The following is a 21,179-nucleotide window of genomic DNA, read 5'->3' as shown; positions in this document are numbered from 1 at the left end:
TTTGCAAGATCAAATCGAATGAAAGTGGTGAAATAAGCAAATGAAAAAAGACTTAGGGGGACTAGAAGAAGACATTACAGGTGTGACTTGCATTTATATTCTAGTAAAAGACGTTTACGAGTCTATAAAATGGTATCAAAAAAACTTAGGTTGTGCACCTACAAGTCATAACCCTGTAAGTCCTGGAATGCAAAGATCTATCCTAAGATTTCCAGATCAAAATGGTACCATTCCAGGGCCAGGTCTCAGGCAAACGACCCCAGCTATATTCCTTGTGACCGACAAGACACGAGAAGAGAGAGTGGATCATACTGATGAGAGTAAAAATCTACACCCTTTAGCTTGCTTCATTACTCCTCGTATCCAAGAAATGTACATTCGTTTTATAGAAAATGGAGTAGAGATTGTAGAAGAAATGTCCGATGATAGATCTGTTGGAGATCATTTTAAATTTTATGATTTAGATAGAAACCTGTTAGAAATATGGCAGCCTTGAAATAAATAAACTATTCTTTTCAAAAGTTTGATTTATGATATAAAAGCCAATCCCTACATGCTTTCACTATAGGAAATGGCTTTTTTATTTTATATGATTATGAATGAGAATATTTGCTCCTCAACAATTGTTTCAATTGAATTCGTTTAGTGGAAAAGGTTTGACATAGATTAGCCAAAAACACACACTAAACTCTCGTTTTTTACATGACCTTAATGAAAAATTATGGATAATTGAGCTCTTTATAATCTCATTATAAAATGTTTTACTTTATAATATAGCAAAAGATAATTTGTAAGGAGTTTATCTATGGAATTGATAACAAGTAAGTTGATCATTATATCATTGTTTATAATGGTCATTACAATGGTAGAGACTTTAGCTTACTCGACAAGGATTTCCGGTACACGGGTCAAGCTTATTGCGACGGCAATTTCTTTATTTAGTACTCTTGTCATTGTTTCAAGATTTTCAACAATGATTCAACAACCCCTAACTGCAAAACTAATCGCAGAAGCACCAGATTTGAACAAACTACATTTTATAGAGGAACAATATAGAATTTTAATTGGAGTTACCACAATTGGAGTATTGCTAGGAATTCTACTTTTCCCAACATTTATCAATATTTTTTCAAAAGCCATTGTTCAGCTATCAAAACAACGGGGATCTATGGTGGGATTATTTCTTAGTCAATTTAATATAAAAGGTTTTAAGAAAATTATAAAATGTATTAGAGTGCCTAATCGATCATATCTTAAGGGAATTACATATAAAACCATACCAAAAAGGCTTTTTGTTACCAATATAATCGTTTCTGCAGTTTTTACGATTGGGGTACTTTCTTCTATATATGCATCCATGTTAGTTCCAGAAGATTATGCTCAAGCTGCTTTAATGTCATCAGGTATTATTAACGGCATTGCGACAATATTACTAACTTTGTTTATTGATCCTAAAGCTTCAGTTTTGGCGGATCGAGTCATGAAAAAAGAATGTGATTATATTTATTTAAAAAGCTATTCTTTAACAATGGTTAGTTCAAAATTAGTGGGTACGATTCTTGCACAGTTATTATTTATTCCGGCCGCATACTATGTTGCTTGGTTTGCCAGTTGGATATAAGTTAATTGTCTTTAGCAATTGTAAATGAGAGGTACTTAAAAGAAGAAAAATTAAATGATAAAAAGGTATTGCTAAATAGGGGGCAGATTGATGATTCGTAAATTAAATAAAGATGATCATGAATCAGTAATGAAGTTAATCGGTCATAAACCAGCTGAAAATTTATTCATCATAGGCGATATTGAAGCTTATGGATATGATTCTGACATTCAAGATCTTTGGGGACAATTTGAAAATGGTCACTTAATGGCTGTTTTATTACGGTATGATCAAAATTACATTCCATTTAGTGAGGGTCAATATGATGTAAAAGGTTTTGCGGACATTATATATAATAATCCATCACAAATTGAAATCAGTGGATTAAAGCATTTAATTGAGCCTTTGCAAACATTTATTCATAGAGATGTAAGAAAGCATAGTGAAACATATTATGCGAAATGCACAGGTTTAAGTTATGAGGTAGATAAAGAGAAAATAAAACTTGCAAGCTATTTACAGCCGTCAGACTATCATGAAAATGTAGAGATGTTACGTTCAATACCTGAGTTTGCTTTTGGGAATTTTAGTGTTGAAGCGAGAGAACGTGCTGAAAAGGATAAAACTGGGAGAACTTATTTTGTTCGGAATGAAAAAGGCGAAATGGTTGCATCAGCATCCACAACAGCCGAAAATTCTCAATCTGCTATGATCGTTGGAGTTGGAACAAGACCAGGATTTGAACGGAGAGGGTATGCAACATTATGTATGGAAAAACTTTGCAGTGAATTACTTTCTGAGGGAAAATCACTTTGTTTATTTTATGATAATCCTGCTGCAGGGAAGATCTATAAAAGACTAGGATTTTCTGATATTGGATTTTGGACTATGATTCGTTATGAATCAATTGGAGGGCAAGTTGAGTGATAAATAAGGTGCTTATACCTTATGAGCATTCAGGCACTATCCAAAAGGATACGTGCTTATTTTATTTTCAAGGGAAAAATGAGATGATTAATGCATAGATGTTCCGGGTAAATACAATAAAATTATTAATGTTTGTGAAGAAATATTCATAAACATGGAAATAGTAGGTGGTGGAATAAAATCCCATGAGTATTCCGGAATTTTTATAGTACAATTATGAGGCATTGCACAATGATTATGAGCGATTAAATACTTACAACTAGAATGGTGTGGTTATAGATGCAAAGACTAAAAGTAATAGTCACTATTGCGAGTTTACTAATAGTGTGCTTTAGCTTATACTTCTATCTTTCTCATTCTAATTCAACAAAAAAAAGTAATGTCGAAACATCAGTTATGAATGAAGCGACAGAATCTGATGAAACTACAGAAAAATCTAACACTGAAGAAAAGGGTGTTTCTGAAGCAGCAGCACCTGAAAAAGACGTGAAGATTGAGGATGTTTCGATTGAATTAGCAGATGGAAATAAGGAAGAAATACTAGAAGATGAGAATAATAAAAATACAATAACAGAAGGTATTAAGGAGAAGGTAAAAGAAGCTGTAGAAGGTGTTATAAAACTTTTTGAAAAGGACCTACAGGTCGTAGCAATTGGTGATTCTCTCACTCAAGGTGTTGGTGATGAAACAAAAAATGGCGGATATGTCGGGATTTTAAATACCACGTTTGAAAATAATAACATAAAAGTTACGATTGAAAACTACGGGAAAAGAGGAAACCGTACAGATCAATTACTAAAACGTCTTGAGAAAAAAGAAATTGCAGCTTCTATTCAAAAAGCTGATATTGTATTAGTAACAATAGGTGCCAACGATATTATGAAGATTGTTAGAAGCAATTTTACAAATCTTCAGCTGGAGCATTTTAAAAAAGAGGAACAACAATATATTGAGAGATTAACAGCCATTTTCACTAAAATTAATGAACTAAATCCAAACACTAAAATTTATTATATTGGTTTTTATAATCCTTTTGATCGTTATTTTCCTGAAATTAGTGAATTGAAAATGATTGTTAATGACTGGAATGACATTGGTCAATCGATAACAGAGGATTTCGAAAATGTAAATTATATCCCAATCGCTGATCTTTTTAGTAACTCAGATGTAGAATTATTATCAGAAGATTATTTCCATCCTAATACAACTGGTTACAAGCTTATGGCAAAGCGTATTTTAGAAAGCATGGAAGAGGTTAGTGTTGAGAAAGAGGCCATAGCTGAGGATGAAGAATAGACAATTTCACTATTTCACTTTTTATAGAAAAATACATGAAAAACATGTGCTGTCCAATAGGGTAGCGCATGTTTTTTGGTTAAGTGGTACTTAAAAATGAAGTATGTTATCTTTTCACTCTCTAAAAATGCCCCCAAAATATTCTGAAAAATGATAAAATGAAAATGTCTTCTAATAGAATAATAGAATTAAAAACATTATAATGGCAAATAAAGACAATAAAAAGATCAAATCCGTTATAAAAACCCTCAATGCTTTTTCTTATAATATACATAACATAAGTCGTGAAAGGGGATACATATCTTGAATACAAAATTCTTAGATTTACTGGCCCAAAAATATGATAGCGAAGAAAAAGTGGTCACTGAAATTATTAATCTAGAAGCTATCTTAAATCTACCAAAAGGGACAGAACATTTTGTAAGTGATTTGCACGGGGAGTATCAAGCCTTTCAACATGTGTTAAGAAATGGGTCTGGGAAGGTCAAGGAAAAAATTGAAGACATTTTTAAAAAGGTTTTAACTGAAAAAGAGATTAAAGAATTTGCCACATTGGTTTATTATCCTGAAGAAAAATTACAGTTAATCAAAAATGATTTTGATAATGAACAAGAATTACACCATTGGTATACCGTCATTATTGAACGCATGATTAAGCTTATTTGTTATGCGTCCTCTAAATATACACGCTCGAAATTGCGTAAAGCATTACCTAGTCAGTTTGTTTATATTGTTGAGGAATTACTATACAAAACAGATGAGTTCACAAATTTTAAAGAACCTTATTATACAAAAATCGTTCAGCAAATTATTACCCTTGGACAAGCAGATAAGCTCATCATTGGTCTTGCCTATACGACTCAGAGACTAGTTGTTGATCATCTTCACGTTGTAGGGGATATTTATGATCGTGGACCTGAACCAGATAAAATTATGGAAGCTCTCATCAATTATCACTCTGTTGATATTCAGTGGGGAAATCATGATGTTCTCTGGATTGGTGCTTTTGCCGGATCAAAGGTATGTCTGGCAAACATTATTCGAATTTGTGCTCGTTACAACAACCTGGATATCATTGAAGATGTATATGGAATCAACCTCAGACCGCTTCTTAACCTAGCGGAGAAATATTATGGTGATAATCCTGCCTTTAGGCCAAAGGTACAAGGAGATGAACCGATAACGGAAGAAGAAAAATTGCAAATTACTAAAATACATCAAGCCATCGCAATTATTCAGTTTAAGCTTGAAAGTCCGATTATCAAAAGACGTCCGAACTTTAATATGTCAGAAAGACTTTTGCTTGAAAAGGTAGATTATGAGAACAATGAGATTACGATTTATGGACAAAAATATCCACTTGAAAATCCTTGCTTTGCAACGATAAATCCAGCTCAACCTGATCAACTGTTAAAAGAAGAGCAGCAAGTAATAGACAAGCTGTTGTTTTCTGTTCAGCACTCGGAAAAGCTTGCAAGACATATGAATTTTCTCATGAAAAAAGGCAGTCTTTATTTAAAATATAACGGAAACTTATTAATACACGGCTGCATACCTTTAGATGAAGAAGGAAATATGGAAAAAATGATCATCAAAGATAAAACCTATGGTGGACGTGAATTACTTGATGTGTTCGAACATTATTTACGCTATTCATTTGCACATCCTGAAGAAACAGACGATCTTGCGACAGATATGGTGTGGTATTTATGGACTGGCGAATATTCTTCATTATTTGGAAAAAGAGCAATGACAACCTTTGAAAGATATTTTATTGGGGACAAAACAACACATAAAGAGAAAAAGAACCCATACTATCACCTGCGCGAGGATGAGGAAACATGCCGCCGCTTGCTAAAAGAGTTTGATCTAGATCCAGATCAGGGGCATATCATTAACGGTCATACACCTGTAAAAGAAATTAATGGAGAAAATCCTGTTAAAGCGAATGGAAAAATGATTGTTATCGATGGCGGCTTCTCGAAAGCCTATCAATCTACAACTGGTATTGCAGGATATACATTATTATACAATTCCTTCGGCATGCAGCTTGTTGCTCATCAACATTTTAATTCAAAAGAAGATGTTCTCCTAAACGGAACTGATGTTTTATCCGTAAGACGGATAGTAGATAAAGAGTTAGAAAGAAAAAAAGTGCTAGAAACAAACATTGGGGAGGACTTATTACAAGAAGTTTCAATGTTGAATAGCTTGATGGAATACCGTTACATGAAGTGACGGGACAAGGGGACAGGTTTACTGTCCCGTTTTTTGTGTGCAATAAAATTTCTATTTTAAAAAGATAAGAACAGCCTTTACTATTGTTACTAGATACATAAAATGAGAAGGTGCCCATAGTGTAAAATGTCAATCAGCACAATGATGAAATGACTAGCTTAAAAGAAGAGCTCAAAAAGCTAAGAGTGGAACTTTCTACATATAAAAAATGAGATGAAGTTTCTCGATATTATGAACAGTTTTTATATAAAATGTCAGATGCGGCATACTATTTTAAAATCTATGAAGACAAGAGTGCAAGTAAATTCATTGAAGTAAATGAAGTTGCTTTTACTAGGCTTGGTTATACACAAGAAGAAATGCTTCAAATGTCAGCCCAGCATATAGATAGTCATAGAGGAGATCAACTACAAGAGATTTATAATAAGATATATATAAACGAGACATATACATTTGAAACAACACATGTATGTAAAGATGGAACACTTTTACCTGTTGAGAACAAAACTCATATTTTAGAAGTAGGAGACATTACACAAAGGTATTCAGGGATATGAACGGTTAGAAAAGCTAGAGACGGAACGATGTTGGATGTTTTGCTAACAACATTTGCTAAATCATATGATGGTGGTAACATAAAAGATATCTTACATAAGAAAGAAGCGGAAAGAGTTCTTATTAATTCTGAAAAGATATCAATTGTAGGTCAACTTGCTGCAAGTATTGCTCATGAAATTAGAAATCCTTTAACTGCAATCAAGGATTTTATGAAATTGGCAAAAGAAGGCTCCGTACAATTAGATATTTATTCGATTATTGATTCGGAAATTGATCGAATTGAAACGATTTCTAGTGAATTATTGGTCTTAGGTAAATAACAAATAGCACCCAAAATAACAACTTGACAATGGCTATTGTCATTGTGCGAATAAGGGTACTATTTTACTTGTAAATTGCTATGTGATTATCAGTCTGTTTTCGAGAAAAATCAAGGATTAATAACATTACGTGGTAAAATACACTTAAGGATTATGAAAATTCAATTTTTCAACTAACGGGTTAGTTAAAGAAAAAAACGTTTTAATATGAATCTTAAATGTATTGTAAACGTGTTACCTATAAGGGAGAGAGTTGTAATGTCAAATAACAACAAGACAAAATCCATCCTTTTTTTAAGTTTAATGTTGTTAATGTCAGGGTTTTTACTAGCTGCTTGCTCAAATGCTGATGCAGAAGACACAAATAAAGAAGCAATTAAAAAAGTTCTTGAGCATGAGTTTTCTGGTCCTGATGAGAAGTTTATGGAGATCATGTGGGATCCTAAATATAGGACTGTTGTTAATAATAAAGAAGAAAACAAAGAACTTGATAAGTCTCTAGAAGAGATTTATGGGACTTATTTTACAGATACTGGACTCGATTCCTTTATAGCTGCCTTTGGTGGTACTCAATATCTGACTTTTGCTTACAACAGTGGTTACAAGTTAAATTTTATGGGAGTCACGATTGAGCAAAGTGAGAAAAATCCATATCGTTATACGTTCATAGCTAAGGTCGGTTATCAGAAAAATGGAGACAAAGAAAAAACTGCAAATGTAGAAGGTGAAGTTCACTTCTCTACAAAAGAAGAAGGGAAAATCGGGAGATTTCAATACGGAAATGACAATGGATTGACTGATATTTTAAGAACGAGCAATTGAACAATTTAACAAGTAAGCACCTAATTTGGTTCTTTTTGATTGAAATAACATCAATTTGTTTAACATTGTCATTCCAAAAAAGAAGTTTTTGAATAAATGTACTTAAATTAAAGGGCTTTTAATTAATTAAATAGAAACAATACATTCAATAACAAAAAGCTTGGAATATCCAAGCTTTTTTTGTTGCGTTAATTGTATTGTTAACCCACTTGCTATTTACGTTGCGAAAACGTATGTTTCTTTGGGTTGTTATTTTAATTTTTCTCCACATTATCTGAACTACTTAAAAAAATAGGCAGCGCTTATTTTATTTTTGAGGTTTATGTTTTATATTTTTCCAGAATTGCGTTAGAATTATATAGAATTGGTTTGACCTAAATGGAGGAAATAATAATGAAAGAACTAAAGGTATTGCAAAAAGAGGCGATGGAAGTATTAAAGGCAACAAGTCGAACATTTTATATACCGATTACTTTTTTGAAAAAGGATTTAAAAGATGCGGTGGCAGTAGCTTACTTAGCAATGCGGGCTATAGATGAAATTGAAGACCACCAAGAACTCTCAAATGATGTAAAGCATGATTTGCTTATGGAAGTAAGTCAGTTATTACTTGAAGAAAATTTTAATAATCAAAAGTATAATGAAGTAGTTTCGCCATATAAAGATGTATTACCTGAAGTGACATTACGATTAGCAGATTGGCTATCATTAACTCCTACAGGTGCAAAAAGTCGTGTACAAGCTGCAACAAGTGAAATGGCAATGGGAATGGCGAAATGGTCAAAAGCAGGCTGGGACATTAAAACGCGTGAAGATTTGGATGACTATACCTATTATGTTGCTGGATTAGTTGGGGTTATGCTATCAGATTTATGGCATTGGCATGACGGGATCGAAACAGACCGTGATTTAGCAATTGGCTATGGAAGAGGGTTACAGGCTGTTAATATTTTACGTAATCAGCATGAAGATATGGATGAACGTGGAGTAAGCTTTGTTCCTGATGGCTGGAATCAAAATGAGCTATTTTCTTATGCTAGCGAGAACCTAGCAAAGGCAAATGAATATATCAAATGTATTGATAAAAGAACGATTTTATTATTCTGTCGTTTACCGCTGGCAATTGCTCATAAAACATTAAAGGCATTAAAAGACGGTCGTGAAAAAATCAGTCGTGCTGAAGTAGAAAAAATTGTGCAGGAAGTACAAGTTGATTAAGAAACGATTGAGCCTGATAAATAAGTTCAAAGAGCTCAGAGCCATGAATATAAACTCTGAGCTTAATCTATCTTCTGCAAACGAAGAAACTTTCCGACATGTCAGGGCGTTTATTAATCGTTCATTGCTCCTGCTTCTCGGGAAGTCATTGCACCTTGTCCTTGACTTACATCTTTTTGAATTTCTTGTTTCACCTTTTGTGGATCAGTGCCGGCAAACCCAGGACTCATTGCTGAACCTGAGTTCTTATTAGCTTGTTGGTTTTTCATCATAGGCCTCCTGCTGTGTTATTTAACATTGCTTATTATTTACAAAAAAACAGGTGGTATATCCATGATTACTGAGTATTTAATTGACTAATTAGTTTATCTAATCTTCTTAAATGAAAGGAATAATCAATAATAGAAGATATGACAATCAATAAGCGGACATTTTGATCAGCATTTTGCATATATAATTTTAATTTAAGTTCATAACTTTCTTTTAACGCTTCATGCTCAAAGCTCGAATGATTTTCCTTTATTTTCCCCTGATATTTTAATAGTAAATACTCATGATACTTCATTAAGTACTCAAGTTGTTCATCAAAAAACTGACTTTCCTCTTCAGATTTTTTGCTTTGAAAAAAGTGTTCCTCGATATTTTCTAATAGCTGTTCACCTTCTTGCAAAGTTTTAAATAACTGCCTGAAAACAAGAAGTTCTCTTACTTGCAGCTGATTTGATTTTCTTCCAAGCTTTACTCTTTCTTCATCAAACAATTGAAATAGTTCTTCTAATTTTTTTATATCCTTTTTAAAATTCTTACTATATTCCTGATATGAGGTTTCTGTTAACTCATTGGAAATTGCAGTTCTAATGAGCAATGACATATTTTGAAATGTTGTTTCAACAAGCTGTACAAAGGACTTCTTATATTTTGGTGGAAAAATAAGAAGGTTAATTAAAATGGCTGTGCATGTCCCAATTAAAATAATATAAAATCTTTCTAAAGCAAAATATAGATCTTCACTTCCAGCGGCACTCATTACAGCAAGGACTGTTACTAGCGTTAGGGAAATGGTACTTTGCAGCTTTAACTTTAAACTAATTGCGATAACTAAGATAATAACAAAGCCAATAATTACTGGATTTTCTCCAAAGAAATAAATAAAAAACAGGGAAATCGTAGCTCCTATCGTATTGGCCAAAATTTGATCAACCATTTGCTTCCAAGTACGATAAACAGAAGGCTGAATAGCTAAGATGGCCGCAACTCCAGCAAAAACAGCATGTTCAAGATGCATCAACGAACAAATGTATATCGATAAAGCAACAGCTAAACCTGTTTTTAATATGCGTGGACCAAACGTAATGGTAAACCCTCCAAACTGAAATAAAATGGGACAGGGGGACAGGTTCACTGTCCCGAAGTAAACAATACTCGATAGATAATAGGATAATTTATATAAACTATTTCATTACCCATTATAGATAAAACTGTAATGATATCAAGATAAAGACAGAGGATTATCTTTTTATTTAGCCCACTAATCAAGAGTTTATTAAATAAAGAAGGATAAAAACAATTTCTATAGAAGAAAGAAGGATCTTAATTTGTTTTTTGAATTCTAACGTAAATGAAACAATTATGGAGAGACTTTTTACATTTCTTAGTACCAGCTAACACAGTTTTGGACAAGTGATTGTAAAAAAATAGATGCAGGAGGTCGTAATGCTACATAATAAATTTGTATTAGTGGTTAGTGTATCAATTCTTTGTAATGAGCATGTGTTACTAATAAAAGAAAACAAGCCTACTGCAAATAATAAATGGAATTTTCCAAGTGGACGTATTGAATACAATGAAGACATTCTTGAAGCAGCTCATAGGGAAGTAAAGGAGGAAACTGGGCTTGAGATAAAATTAACAGGTACAACGGGTGTTTATCAGTTCATGAGCAGTACGAACAATCAAGTATTTCTTTTTCATTTTATTGCCGAGGTTACTGGTGGTGCTCTATCTCTTGAAGAGGATGAAATAGTAGATGCAAAGTGGTTCAAAGTTAATAAGCTATCTGAATTAAAAGAAGAAGAATTGCGGGAAGCGGGTGTATTTAATCAAATGGTACAAAACTTATTAAGTGAGAACATACACTCAATTGAACTTTTTGATAAATATATCTAGGGTTATCCTTATGAACGACAAACGTTGTGAAAACTTGAGAGGAAAGTCGTTCATTGACAGCATTCCAGCTTTTTGTTTTCACAATGACTGATGAACTTTGTTTTCTACTTTCTATTTATCCTGTACAATCGATCAGTTATGCTATAATTAAAAACTTAAGGGAATAATAACCTTGTTCATAATGGAACGGAGAAAAGCCTCCGCCTAGTGATAAAATATGGAGGTGTATGTAATGAATAAACGCTGGACAATCGGTAAAATTAAAGAATTTGTTGAAAAGAACTCTGATAGTAACCTGTTAACGACCGAATATCACGGTTTTTCTCAAAAGTTACTTTTTAAATGTTCATGTGGTAACAATTTTGAAAAAACATTTACAAAATTTAAAAATAATAACCAACGTAAATGTGAAGTATGTCAACCGCCAAAACCATCGAGGTAAACAAACGTAGTGCTGATTAACATAGAATCAGCACTATTTTTTATTTTATATGAGCCTAACATAGAAATTTAAAATTATGAACCTGTTCTTCTTTTTTAAAACGTCTAATAGTTGGAAAGGAGGTTATGAGATGTGAAATCTAATGGGGAAATGCTTAATAAGGAGTTGAAGTATGCTAGTGCTGACGATTTAGATCTAATCTTAACTGAGTTAATGGTACAGTATGGAACGGATCTCACTACACTAGCTTATACTTACACAAACAATACAGAGGCAGCTAAGGATATCGTACAAAATGTATATATTAAATGCTATAAAAAATTACATACATTTAAAGGACAGTCTGCCATTAAAACATGGCTTTTTCGGATTACTATTAATCAATGTAAAGACTATTTAAGATCTTCATATTTTCGGAGAGTGATTCCAATTGGGATGAAGCCTAGAGAAGAAATAGAAGAAAGAAATAGTACGGAAAAAATAGTTTTACGAAAAAATATGAAAAAACAAATCCAGCAATGTATAAATAAATTACCAACAAAATATAAAGACTCCATTTATTTATACTATGTACAGGAGCTAAGTTTAAAGGAATCTGCTGATATTTTAGGTGTCCCAATAGATACTGTAAAAACGAGGTTAAGAAGGGCAAAAGAAAAACTCCTACCACTCTTAAATGAGGAGGATATGTTTTATGACGAATAAATTAATTGAGTTAAAGGAAATTCTTATAGAAGAGGAAGTAAGAAAAGACTTAGAATTCACCTCGAAAGATAGAGAGAAAGTGCTAAATAGCATACACCAGCCAATAAAACAAAATAGAAGGATAAACGCCCCAGTTGTCATTGCTTCATCATTATCATTTGCATTAATCTTTTTACTTGTCATGAGCTCAACACCAACTGAACGTAAAAATACAGGTCGTGAAGAACAAATAGAATTTGTTGATCAAACAAATTTATTTACAGAACTAAATCAGACAGTTGAGAATAATGGCATTAAAGTAACTCTGCAAAAAGTTATGTATGATGGATCACGAATATTAGTAGAGTATGAAGCAGAGTCTAGCACTGGTGAGGAACTTGAAAGAGTTACAGGTAATTATCGACTAACGGTTAATGGTGAAAAAGGAAAGGATTTAACTCTAAGTCCCCAGGAAGGTGATGAAAAAGATACTGCCGTTGTCGCTATTGAATTGTACAAGGAATTTCCAGAACAATTCGAGCTAGGTTTTAATATAAACAAGATTGAGGAGCAAAATGGTACATGGAATTTCAATATTCCTATACAGCAAGTTCCTGGAAAGATTAAAAGGTTTGAGCCAAAAAGTGTTGTCAAAAAAGATCATTTACAATTATCAATTAACGAAGTGATTGCTTCTCAAAGCGCCATTAAAATTAGATATGAAGAAAGTGAAAATGGTAAAATTGATAGAAGCTCACCTTTATACAATAAATCTGTCATATACGAAATACTTGATCCAAAGGGGAATGAAATTGTACCTATATCTTCCCGTGGAATAAGTTTAGATTGGGTTTCATATGGTACTGGAAAACATGCAACAACAACATGGTATCATGCTCCAAAAGAATTGCCTGAGTATCTTGTGTTAAAAGCATATATTCCAAAACAGGAGTCCCAATCAATCTCAATAAAAAAATCAATTAATGAATCATTGCCGATTGTTTTAAATCAAGATGCTACTAATAAACTAGTTATATCAAAAATTAAAAAGAAAGAAGGGCAGGTCTGGTTACATTATTCGATTGATGGAAATCTAAAGCAAGCAAGAAATTGGCTAAGTTTAAAGTTGGAAAAAGATGGGGAAGAACAATACTTTCAACCTATTTCATTTCCTGAATATAAGCCAAATCAAGAAAATATCGCAAAATTTGATGTTAACTTCTCAGAAAACCTATATATTGTAACGGAAAAGATAAGCTTTGAGGAATTTGAAGAATTAGATATGAAAATTCCGTTAACAGATCCTAAGTAATACCTTGCAAGCTCAACGATAAAAAGGCAGCGTTATGCTGTCTTTTCTTATGTGGGATTTTCAATAATTTATTGTAATCAGAATTTCAATTCAAATAATTAATGGTAAAAGGGTATATATGGTAAACTAAATATATTACTCAAACATCATAAAGAGAGATTGTTGTAAAGTTTAAACCTAATACAAGAGCGGAAAATTACTATAGTATAAAAATCTAACTTAAAACTTAGTATCATTTATCATATGACTGGGGGAAAATATGCTAGTATTTTTTTTGATCCTATTATCTTTAATAATGATTGTGCTGAGTTTATCTTTAACGAAACAAAAAAGAAAGAAGAGGATATTAATAGGAATAGGATTAATCATGTATTCTATTATAAGTTTTCCTATATTAGTCCCAGTTTTTGGTGAAACTATGGCTCTAAATGGAGTGGCAAGTTTGATGGTTATGAACTTTATTTTATTAATTGGAGGTGTACTCACAAGCATAGTAGTTTTTTTTACTAAGGGCACAAGACTATGAGTTAATGGAGGTTATTGATTTCTTATGATTTAGTTATATGTTTTGCTACCACTTATTGTATTTGGTGCAATCGCTATTTATTTTGAAAAGAAATCCGGAATGACTACACCTGATGAGAATGTGCAAGCTGAACAAAGAGGTCAAGTAATGAAACAAAATGGTGTATCTGGTACATGAGAAATTTCTTATAAATAGATCATGGATATTTAATGAATAATTTGATGATAGATATAAGCCTGTATTATGAAAGGAAAGAGTTATGAATATAGAAGCTTCATTAATAGCATTACCATCATTTGAAACGAATCGACTACTATTAAGAAAAATAAACCTTAATGACTTAGATGATATATTTGAGTTTTCATCTGATCCAGAGGTTGCCCATCATATGACATGGGAAGTAAATAAATCAAAAGAGGAGACATTAAATAATTTTATAAGTGTTGTGATGAATAGCTACAAAACGGGTCAATCAGCAGATTGGGCGCTTGTACACAAAGAAAGTAATAAAGTCATTGGTACTTGTTCTTTTGTTGATTGGTCTAATGACAATCAAAAAGCTGAAATAGGATATGTTTTAAATAGAAAGTACTGGGGGCAGGGTTTAGCATCTGAGGCAATTAAGGAAGTCATTAAATATGGATTTGAGACTCTTGAGTTAAATCGAATTGAGGGTGGGTGTGATACAGATAATATTGGATCTGAAAAAGTACTGTTGAAGGCAGGATTTAAGTATGAAGGGACTCTTAGAAAAAATGAATACATCAAGGGACAATTTCGTGATACTAAGCTTTTTTCCATTTTAAAAGAAGATTATCTAACTAACTATTGATTTACCTTTAAGAAGGTGTTATGATATTCCTCGTCCCTTTAAGAGAGAAGAGACAAAGTTCTAATAATAAATAATAAAAAAGATTTTAAAAGTTGTTGACTTCTACGAAATAAGATGATAAGATATATCTTGTCTCTGCGGAATGTTGCATTTACATCAAATTCACAGAAGTTGACAAACGAGAAGTTGTTTGATAAAATAATTTCTATTGCTGATCATCTATCAGTTGAAAATGGTTCTTTGAAAACTAAACAAAACAGAAACGTCAACGTTTTAAAAAGATTTAATTATGAGCTTTATCAACTCTTTATTGGAGAGTTTGATCCTGGCTCAGGACGAACGCTGGCGGCGTGCCTAATACATGCAAGTCGAGCGAATCAATGGGAGCTTGCTCCCTGAGGTTAGCGGCGGACGGGTGAGTAACACGTGGGTAACCTGCCTGTAAGATTGGGATAACTCCGGGAAACCGGAGCTAATACCGGATAACATTTTGAACCGCATGGTTCAAAATTGAAAGACGGCTTCGGCTGTCACTTACAGATGGACCCGCGGCGCATTAGCTAGTTGGTGAGGTAACGGCTCACCAAGGCGACGATGCGTAGCCGACCTGAGAGGGTGATCGGCCACACTGGGACTGAGACACGGCCCAGACTCCTACGGGAGGCAGCAGTAGGGAATCTTCCGCAATGGACGAAAGTCTGACGGAGCAACGCCGCGTGAACGATGAAGGCCTTCGGGTCGTAAAGTTCTGTTGTTAGGGAAGAATAAGTACCAGAGTAACTGCTGGTACCTTGACGGTACCTAACCAGAAAGCCACGGCTAACTACGTGCCAGCAGCCGCGGTAATACGTAGGTGGCAAGCGTTGTCCGGAATTATTGGGCGTAAAGCGCTCGCAGGCGGTTTCTTAAGTCTGATGTGAAAGCCCACGGCTCAACCGTGGAGGGTCATTGGAAACTGGGGAACTTGAGTGCAGAAGAGGAGAGTGGAATTCCACGTGTAGCGGTGAAATGCGTAGAGATGTGGAGGAACACCAGTGGCGAAGGCGACTCTCTGGTCTGTAACTGACGCTGAGGAGCGAAAGCGTGGGGAGCGAACAGGATTAGATACCCTGGTAGTCCACGCCGTAAACGATGAGTGCTAAGTGTTAGAGGGTTTCCGCCCTTTAGTGCTGCAGCAAACGCATTAAGCACTCCGCCTGGGGAGTACGGTCGCAAGACTGAAACTCAAAGGAATTGACGGGGGCCCGCACAAGCGGTGGAGCATGTGGTTTAATTCGAAGCAACGCGAAGAACCTTACCAGGTCTTGACATCCTTCGCTACTTCTAGAGATAGAAGGTTCCCCTTCGGGGGACGAAGTGACAGGTGGTGCATGGTTGTCGTCAGCTCGTGTCGTGAGATGTTGGGTTAAGTCCCGCAACGAGCGCAACCCTTGATCTTAGTTGCCAGCATTAAGTTGGGCACTCTAAGGTGACTGCCGGTGACAAACCGGAGGAAGGTGAGGATGACGTCAAATCATCATGCCCCTTATGACCTGGGCTACACACGTGCTACAATGGATGGTACAAAGGGCTGCAAGACCGCGAGGTCAAGCCAATCCCATAAAACCATTCTCAGTTCGGATTGCAGGCTGCAACTCGCCTGCATGAAGCCGGAATCGCTAGTAATCGCGGATCAGCATGCCGCGGTGAATACGTTCCCGGGCCTTGTACACACCGCCCGTCACACCACGAGAGTTTGTAACACCCGAAGTCGGTGGGGTAACCGCAAGGAGCCAGCCGCCTAAGGTGGGACAGATGATTGGGGTGAAGTCGTAACAAGGTAGCCGTATCGGAAGGTGCGGCTGGATCACCTCCTTTCTAAGGAAAAGTGAAGGACAAGCTCCTTCATAAAAAGACGTTTCTGATTTTGTTTAGTTTTGAGAGAACTATCTCTCAAATATGTTCCTTGAAAACTAGATAACGAAAACAATTCAAGTAATTCACTGAGTTTAAACGCTTAGTTTAGTGATTCTCTTAATAAATGTTAATCAAGATATTAAGTTTGATCTTATGTCTTGAGACAAAGGAGAAGCGAGAAGTTCGAGGCGACGACCTGATGAGGAGCGGAGTGTACGAGAGTACATGAGCACCGGAAGATGGGAAGTCAACGAAGAAATTCGACGCTTATCGTTTGTCGAAGGTTAAGTTGTTAAGGGCGCACGGTGGATGCCTTGGCACTAGGAGCCGATGAAGGACGGTACTAACACCGATATGCTTCGGGGAGCTGTAAGTAAGCTTTGATCCGGAGATTTCCGAATGGGGAAACCCACTGCTCGTAATGGAGTAGTATTTTTACCTGAATACATAGGGTATTAAAGGCAGACCCGGGGAACTGAAACATCTAAGTACCCGGAGGAAGAGAAAGCAAACGCGATTTCCTAAGTAGCGGCGAGCGAAACGGAAGAAGCCCAAACCAAGAGGCTTGCCTCTTGGGGTTGTAGGACACTCATGTACGGAGTTACAAAGGAACGGAGTAAATGAAGAGGTCTGGAAAGGCCCGTCAAAGAAGGTAACAACCCTGTAGTTGAAACTTCGTTCCCTCCAGAGTGGATCCTGAGTACGGCGGGACACGTGAAATCCCGTCGGAAGCAGGGAGGACCATCTCCCAAGGCTAAATACTCCCTAGTGACCGATAGTGAACCAGTACCGTGAGGGAAAGGTGAAAAGCACCCCGGAAGGGGAGTGAAAGAGATCCTGAAACCGTGTGCCTACAAGTAGTCAAAGCCCTGTTGATATTTCCTTGCGGAAAATCACGGGTAATGGCGTGCCTTTTGTAGAATGAACCGGCGAGTTACGATCCCGTGCAAGGTTAAGTTGATAAGACGGAGCCGCAGCGAAAGCGAGTCTTAAGTAGGGCGAATAAGTACGTGGTCGTAGACCCGAAACCAGGTGATCTACCCATGTCCAGGGTGAAGTTCAGGTAACACTGAATGGAGGCCCGAACCCACGCACGTTGAAAAGTGCGGGGATGAGGTGTGGGTAGCGGAGAAATTCCAATCGAACTTGGAGATAGCTGGTTCTCTCCGAAATAGCTTTAGGGCTAGCCTTGAAATGAGAGTCTTGGAGGTAGAGCACTGATTGGACTAGGGGCCCCCATCGGGTTACCGAATTCAGTCAAACTCCGAATGCCAAAGACTTATGTTCAGGAGTCAGACTGCGAGTGATAAGATCCGTAGTCAAGAGGGAAACAGCCCAGACCACCAGCTAAGGTCCCAAAGTATACGTTAAGTGGAAAAGGATGTGGAGTTGCTTAGACAACCAGGATGTTGGCTTAGAAGCAGCCACCATTTAAAGAGTGCGTAATAGCTCACTGGTCGAGTGACTCTGCGCCGAAAATGTACCGGGGCTAAACGTATCACCGAAGCTGTGGACTGTTCTTTTAGAACAGTGGTAGGAGAGCGTTCTAAGGGCTGTGAAGCCAGACCGTAAGGACTGGTGGAGCGCTTAGAAGTGAGAATGCCGGTATGAGTAGCGAAAGAGGGGTGAGAATCCCCTCCACCGAATGCCTAAGGTTTCCTGAGGAAGGCTCGTCCGCTCAGGGTAAGTCGGGACCTAAGCCGAGGCCGAAAGGCGTAGGCGATGGCCAACAGGTTGAAATTCCTGTACCACCTCCTCACCATTTGAGCAATGGGGGGACGCAGAAGGATAGGGTAAGCGCGCTGTTGGATATGCGCGTCCAAGCAGTTAGGCTGACAACGAGGCAAATCCCGTTGTCGCGAAGGCTGAGCTGTGATGGCGAGGGAACTATAGTACCGAAGTTCCTGATTCCACACTGCCAAGAAAAGCCTCTAGCGAGGTGAGAGGTGCCCGTACCGCAAACCGACACAGGTAGGCGAGGAGAGAATCCTAAGGTGAGCGAGAGAACTCTCGTTAAGGAACTCGGCAAAATGACCCCGTAACTTCGGGAGAAGGGGTGCTTTTTAGGGTGAATAGCCCGGAAAAGCCGCAGTGAATAGGCCCAGGCGACTGTTTAGCAAAAACACAGGTCTCTGCGAAGCCGCAAGGCGAAGTATAGGGGCTGACGCCTGCCCGGTGCTGGAAGGTTAAGGGGAGAGGTTAGCGCAAGCGAAGCTTTGAACCGAAGCCCCAGTAAACGGCGGCCGTAACTATAACGGTCCTAAGGTAGCGAAATTCCTTGTCGGGTAAGTTCCGACCCGCACGAAAGGCGTAACGATCTGGGCACTGTCTCAACGAGAGACTCGGTGAAATTATAGTACCTGTGAAGATGCAGGTTACCCGCGACAGGACGGAAAGACCCCGTGGAGCTTTACTGTAGCCTGATATTGAATTTTGGTACAGCTTGTACAGGATAGGTAGGAGCCTGAGAAGCCGGAGCGCTAGCTTCGGTGGAGGCGTCGGTGGGATACTACCCTGGCTGTATTGAAATTCTAACCCACAGCCCTGATCGGGCTGGGAGACAGTGTCAGGTGGGCAGTTTGACTGGGGCGGTCGCCTCCTAAAATGTAACGGAGGCGCCCAAAGGTTCCCTCAGAATGGTTGGAAATCATTCGTAGAGTGTAAAGGCACAAGGGAGCTTGACTGCGAGACCTACAAGTCGAGCAGGGACGAAAGTCGGGCTTAGTGATCCGGTGGTTCCGCATGGAAGGGCCATCGCTCAACGGATAAAAGCTACCCCGGGGATAACAGGCTTATCTCCCCCAAGAGTCCACATCGACGGGGAGGTTTGGCACCTCGATGTCGGCTCATCGCATCCTGGGGCTGTAGTCGGTCCCAAGGGTTGGGCTGTTCGCCCATTAAAGCGGTACGCGAGCTGGGTTCAGAACGTCGTGAGACAGTTCGGTCCCTATCCGTCGTGGGCGTAGGAAATTTGAGAGGAGCTGTCCTTAGTACGAGAGGACCGGGATGGACGCACCGCTGGTGTACCAGTTGTCTTGCCAAAGGCATAGCTGGGTAGCTATGTGCGGAAGGGATAAGTGCTGAAAGCATCTAAGCATGAAGCCCCCCTCAAGATGAGATTTCCCATCACATTAGTGAGTAAGATCCCTGAAAGATGATCAGGTTGATAGGTCAGAGGTGGAAGCGCGGTGACGTGTGGAGCTGACTGATACTAATCGATCGAGGACTTAACCTAATTAAAGCGTAAACTTAGTGAATTGAATTGTGTATCGTTATCTAGTTTTGAAGGAATATCCTTCAACTTAATTTTGTCTGGTAATGATGGCGAAGAGGCCACACCCGTTCCCATGCCGAACACGGAAGTTAAGCTCTTCAGCGCCGATGGTAGTTGGGGGTTTCCCCCTGTGAGAGTAGGACGTTGCCAGGCAAACCTTTATAGGTTTAATTTTATTATATGGCCCATTGGTCAAGCGGTTAAGACACCGCCCTTTCACGGCGGTAACACGGGTTCGAATCCCGTATGGGTCATCAAAGTTTTTTCGCGCCAGCGAAAATAACTTACCATAACAGAAATAGCATAACTTATATTCGGAGGATTAGCTCAGCTGGGAGAGCACCTGCCTTACAAGCAGGGGGTCGGCGGTTCGATCCCGTCATCCTCCACCATAGTATTTTCGTATTAACAAAAATAACATACTAAACCCAGGTTTAATTTTATTTTAGAGCAATTGACTTTTTAATTAGATGAGTGTTAAAATTTCTAATTATTATGGAGGAATACCCAAGTCCGGCTGAAGGGATCGGTCTTGAAAACCGACAGGGGTGTCAAAACCCGCGGGGGTTCGAATCCCCCTTCCTCCTCCATTTAATTTTTTATATTTTTATCATCGCGGGGTGGAGCACGTGAATAAGCTTCATTGAGTCACCTCAGCGTACCGATTGAGCAGCATCTTGAATAATCCTTCTGAAATCGGGACGGTCCGTACAAGATAATAAAATAAGTCCATAGAAAAAACTATTTATATTCTTATTATCGCGGGGTGGAGCAGTCTGGTAGCTCGTCGGGCTCATAACCCGAAGGTCGCAGGTTCAAATCCTGTCCCCGCAACCAATTTCAGTTGACGATGCTACGTCGAGTAATCATCTTAGCGAGTCAATATAGTAGTGCTGTTAAGTGCAACCAAACTTAAAACAAATATATATATATTATGGTATATTTTGTTATTGTAAGTTATTTTCACTACGTGAAAAAACTTTGGTCCGGTAGTTCAGTTGGTTAGAATGCCTGCCTGTCACGCAGGAGGTCGCGGGTTCGAGTCCCGTCCGGACCGCCATATAAAAT

17 protein-coding genes, 5 tRNA genes and 3 rRNA genes are annotated in these 21,179 nt (G+C 37.5%); 23 read left to right on the top strand and 2 right to left on the bottom strand.

All coding sequences use genetic code 11. The features are described 5' to 3' along the window. Positions 1–40: 40 nt before the first annotated feature. The 9 genes from LPC09_RS14070 to LPC09_RS14030 all read left to right on the top strand — a co-directional run bounded on the left by LPC09_RS14070 (position 41) and on the right by LPC09_RS14030 (position 8,979). On the top strand, positions 41–496 hold the full coding sequence (locus LPC09_RS14070) for a VOC family protein (RefSeq protein ID WP_231307593.1): 456 nt from the start codon (positions 41–43) through the stop codon (positions 494–496). Positions 497–805: 309 nt separating this feature from the next. Continuing rightward, positions 806–1,621: a lipid II flippase Amj family protein gene (locus LPC09_RS14065; RefSeq protein ID WP_231307592.1), complete on the top strand. Its 816-nt coding sequence runs from the start codon at positions 806–808 to the stop codon at positions 1,619–1,621. Between the two features lie 90 nt (positions 1,622–1,711). After that, positions 1,712–2,527, top strand: coding sequence for a GNAT family N-acetyltransferase (locus tag LPC09_RS14060; RefSeq protein WP_231307591.1), 816 nt, complete (start codon positions 1,712–1,714; stop codon positions 2,525–2,527). A 279-nt stretch (positions 2,528–2,806) separates the two neighbouring features. Beyond that, positions 2,807–3,823, top strand: coding sequence for an SGNH/GDSL hydrolase family protein (locus tag LPC09_RS14055; protein WP_231307590.1), 1,017 nt, complete (start codon positions 2,807–2,809; stop codon positions 3,821–3,823). Between the two features lie 303 nt (positions 3,824–4,126). Further along, on the top strand, positions 4,127–6,061 hold the full coding sequence (fbp, locus tag LPC09_RS14050; protein WP_231307589.1) for a fructose-1,6-bisphosphatase: 1,935 nt from the start codon (positions 4,127–4,129) through the stop codon (positions 6,059–6,061). A gap of 251 nt (positions 6,062–6,312) precedes the next feature. Continuing rightward, a complete protein-coding gene (locus LPC09_RS14045; protein ID WP_098799671.1) occupies positions 6,313–6,618 on the top strand; it encodes a PAS domain S-box protein in 306 nt (101 codons plus the stop codon). 27 nt (positions 6,619–6,645) lie between these two features. Then, positions 6,646–6,939 (top strand): histidine kinase dimerization/phospho-acceptor domain-containing protein, encoded by a 294-nt coding sequence (locus LPC09_RS14040; RefSeq protein ID WP_098799672.1) that lies wholly within the window; start codon positions 6,646–6,648, stop codon positions 6,937–6,939. A 258-nt stretch (positions 6,940–7,197) separates the two neighbouring features. Beyond that, on the top strand, positions 7,198–7,761 hold the full coding sequence (locus LPC09_RS14035) for a hypothetical protein (RefSeq protein ID WP_098799673.1): 564 nt from the start codon (positions 7,198–7,200) through the stop codon (positions 7,759–7,761). Positions 7,762–8,154: 393 nt separating this feature from the next. Next, positions 8,155–8,979: a squalene/phytoene synthase family protein gene (locus tag LPC09_RS14030; protein WP_231307588.1), complete on the top strand. Its 825-nt coding sequence runs from the start codon at positions 8,155–8,157 to the stop codon at positions 8,977–8,979. A 113-nt stretch (positions 8,980–9,092) separates the two neighbouring features. On the opposite strand, the gene LPC09_RS14025 is transcribed toward LPC09_RS14030, so the two are convergent. Both LPC09_RS14025 and LPC09_RS14020 read right to left on the bottom strand, forming a co-directional pair. Then, positions 9,093–9,248, bottom strand: coding sequence for a hypothetical protein (locus LPC09_RS14025; RefSeq protein WP_176551257.1), 156 nt, complete (start codon positions 9,246–9,248; stop codon positions 9,093–9,095). Between the two features lie 68 nt (positions 9,249–9,316). Continuing rightward, positions 9,317–10,381: an aromatic acid exporter family protein gene (locus LPC09_RS14020; protein ID WP_231307587.1), complete on the bottom strand. Its 1,065-nt coding sequence runs from the start codon at positions 10,379–10,381 to the stop codon at positions 9,317–9,319. A 311-nt stretch (positions 10,382–10,692) separates the two neighbouring features. On the opposite strand from LPC09_RS14020, the gene LPC09_RS14015 reads away from it, so the two are divergent. The 14 genes from LPC09_RS14015 to LPC09_RS13955 all read left to right on the top strand — a co-directional run bounded on the left by LPC09_RS14015 (position 10,693) and on the right by LPC09_RS13955 (position 21,171). Further along, complete coding sequence (locus LPC09_RS14015) at positions 10,693–11,145, top strand: NUDIX hydrolase (RefSeq protein ID WP_098799768.1); 453 nt, start codon at positions 10,693–10,695, stop codon at positions 11,143–11,145. A gap of 232 nt (positions 11,146–11,377) precedes the next feature. Further along, the gene (locus LPC09_RS14010; RefSeq protein WP_098799767.1) at positions 11,378–11,587 is read left to right on the top strand and encodes a hypothetical protein; all 210 of its coding nucleotides are present in this window, start codon (positions 11,378–11,380) and stop codon (positions 11,585–11,587) included. A 132-nt stretch (positions 11,588–11,719) separates the two neighbouring features. After that, positions 11,720–12,292 (top strand): sigma-70 family RNA polymerase sigma factor, encoded by a 573-nt coding sequence (locus LPC09_RS14005; RefSeq protein WP_098799766.1) that lies wholly within the window; start codon positions 11,720–11,722, stop codon positions 12,290–12,292. After that, positions 12,282–13,583 carry a DUF4179 domain-containing protein gene (locus LPC09_RS14000; RefSeq protein WP_231307586.1) on the top strand — a complete coding sequence of 434 codons (1,302 nt, stop codon included), beginning with the start codon at positions 12,282–12,284 and terminating at the stop codon, positions 13,581–13,583. Before LPC09_RS14005 ends, LPC09_RS14000 begins: the two co-directional genes overlap by 11 nt. A gap of 568 nt (positions 13,584–14,151) precedes the next feature. Next, positions 14,152–14,286: a hypothetical protein gene (locus LPC09_RS27390; protein WP_255301716.1), complete on the top strand. Its 135-nt coding sequence runs from the start codon at positions 14,152–14,154 to the stop codon at positions 14,284–14,286. A gap of 82 nt (positions 14,287–14,368) precedes the next feature. Beyond that, entirely contained in the window at positions 14,369–14,941 is a 573-nt protein-coding gene (locus LPC09_RS13995) for a GNAT family N-acetyltransferase (RefSeq protein WP_098799763.1), read from the top strand. 307 nt (positions 14,942–15,248) lie between these two features. Next, positions 15,249–16,798, top strand: a 16S ribosomal RNA gene (locus LPC09_RS13990). A 321-nt stretch (positions 16,799–17,119) separates the two neighbouring features. Next, positions 17,120–20,072, top strand: a 23S ribosomal RNA gene (locus LPC09_RS13985). A 76-nt stretch (positions 20,073–20,148) separates the two neighbouring features. Continuing rightward, positions 20,149–20,264: ribosomal RNA gene (gene rrf, locus LPC09_RS13980) — 5S ribosomal RNA — on the top strand. The 16S, 23S and 5S rRNA genes sit together here with 5 tRNA genes alongside, the layout of an rRNA operon. Positions 20,265–20,293: 29 nt before the next feature. Then, positions 20,294–20,365: transfer RNA gene (locus tag LPC09_RS13975), tRNA-Glu, on the top strand. 62 nt (positions 20,366–20,427) lie between these two features. Continuing rightward, positions 20,428–20,503, top strand: a tRNA-Val gene (locus tag LPC09_RS13970). A gap of 105 nt (positions 20,504–20,608) precedes the next feature. Further along, positions 20,609–20,701: transfer RNA gene (locus LPC09_RS13965), tRNA-Ser, on the top strand. Positions 20,702–20,871: 170 nt separating this feature from the next. Further along, a tRNA-Met gene (locus LPC09_RS13960) sits at positions 20,872–20,948 on the top strand. 146 nt (positions 20,949–21,094) lie between these two features. Further along, positions 21,095–21,171, top strand: a tRNA-Asp gene (locus LPC09_RS13955). Positions 21,172–21,179 lie beyond the last annotated feature (8 nt).

Origin of the sequence: Metabacillus sp. B2-18 (assembly GCF_021117275.1) — a bacterium.
Taxonomy (GTDB): Bacteria; Bacillota; Bacilli; order Bacillales; family Bacillaceae; genus Metabacillus.
This window is presented reverse-complemented; position numbering and strand designations above follow the sequence as displayed.